The sequence below is a fragment of the Mycolicibacterium arseniciresistens genome, assembly GCF_030519285.1.
Taxonomy (GTDB): domain Bacteria; phylum Actinomycetota; class Actinomycetes; order Mycobacteriales; family Mycobacteriaceae; genus Mycobacterium; species Mycobacterium arseniciresistens.
Genome location: NZ_JAUMSQ010000295.1, coordinates 1 through 1,441, shown reverse-complemented (window position 1 = coordinate 1,441; position 1,441 = coordinate 1). Strand labels below are relative to the sequence as shown.

Here is a 1,441-nt window from a genome sequence, read left to right as displayed (position 1 = left end):
CGGCCGTCGTCACGCTGACCGAGCGCATCGACGCCGAGGTGTTCGCCGCCGCAGGCCCGGCCCTGCGGATCGTCGCGAACGTCGCCGTCGGCTACGACAACATCGACGTGCCGGCGGCCGCCGACGCCGGAGTCGTCGTCACCAACACCCCCGGCGTGCTCGACCGCGCCACCGCGGACCACACCTTCGCGCTGATCCTGGCGGCCACCCGGCGGGTGCTCGAGGGCGACCGGTTGATCCGCTCCCGGCAGCCGTGGGTCTGGGGGCCGCGGATGCTGGTCGGCCTCGACGTCAGCGCGGGCGCCACGCTGGGTGTGCTCGGCTACGGCCGCATCGGGCGCGCCGTGGCCTCCCGCGCGAAGGCCTTCGACATGAGAGTGCTCGCGGTGGCCCGGAGTCGCACGCCCGGGACCGAGGAGGACGGTGTCACGTTCGTCGACACCGCCACGCTGCTCGCCGAGAGTGACGTGGTGACCGTGCTGACGCCGCTGACACCGCAGACCCACCACCTGATCGATGCGGCAGCACTCCACGCGATGAAGCCGACGGCCTACCTGATCAACACCGCGCGCGGTGGCATCGTCGACGAGCGCGCACTCGTCGAAGCGCTGCACGCGGGCCGTCTGGGTGGCGCCGCGCTGGATGTGTTCGAGAATGAACCCCATGTCGATCCCGCACTGCTCGACGCGCCCAACCTCGTCCTCACCCCGCACATCGCCAGCGCCGGCGAGGCGACGCGCGATGCCATGGGCATCCTGGCGGCCGACAACGTCGACGCCGTGCTGTCCGGTCGCGAAGCGTTGACACCGGTCCGATGAAGATCGTCCTCGCACCGGACTCGTTCAAGGAGTCGATGACCGCCGCCGAGGCGATCGCCGCGATGCGCGACGGCGTGGCGGCCGCACTTCCCGACGCCGAGTGCGTCGGGGTGCCGATGGCCGACGGCGGCGAGGGCACCGTCGACGCGGTGGTCGACGCCCTCGGGGGCAGCCACGTCACCGTCGAGGTCGCCGACGCACTGGGCCGGCCGGTGCCCGCCACGTACGGCTACGTCGCAGACCGCGGCCTGGCCGTCATCGAGATGGCCGCGGCCGCCGGGCTGGAGCGCATCGCGACCGCCGAGCGGGACGTCTTGCGGGCCAGCACGTTCGGCGTCGGCCAGCTGATCACCTCGGCGCTCGACCGCGGCGCCGTCGAGTTCCTGGTCGGCCTCGGCGGCTCGGCCACCAACGACGCGGGCGCCGGCATGCTGACCGCCCTCGGAGCGGTGCTCCTCGACGCCGAAGGCGCTCCCCTGCCACCGGGTGGCGCCGCACTCGAGCGCCTCGACCGGGTCGATTTGACCGGACTGGACCCACGCCTGGCCGACGCGCAGTTCCGGCTGGCGTGCGACGTCACCGCGCCGCTGCTGGGCCCGGGCGGTGCGAGTGCGGTGTTCGGG

Annotated in this window: 2 protein-coding genes; both read left to right on the top strand. The window is 73.4% G+C overall.

What is annotated here, in order from left to right; translation table 11 throughout:
* The coding region (locus Q2100_RS26060; protein ID WP_302916397.1) for a 2-hydroxyacid dehydrogenase at positions 1–818 on the top strand (818 nt) is incomplete at its 5' end.
* Positions 815–1,441, top strand: a 627-nt coding sequence (locus Q2100_RS26055; RefSeq protein WP_302916396.1) for a glycerate kinase, incomplete at its 3' end; no start/stop codon positions are given. The genes Q2100_RS26060 and Q2100_RS26055, both read left to right, overlap by 4 nt.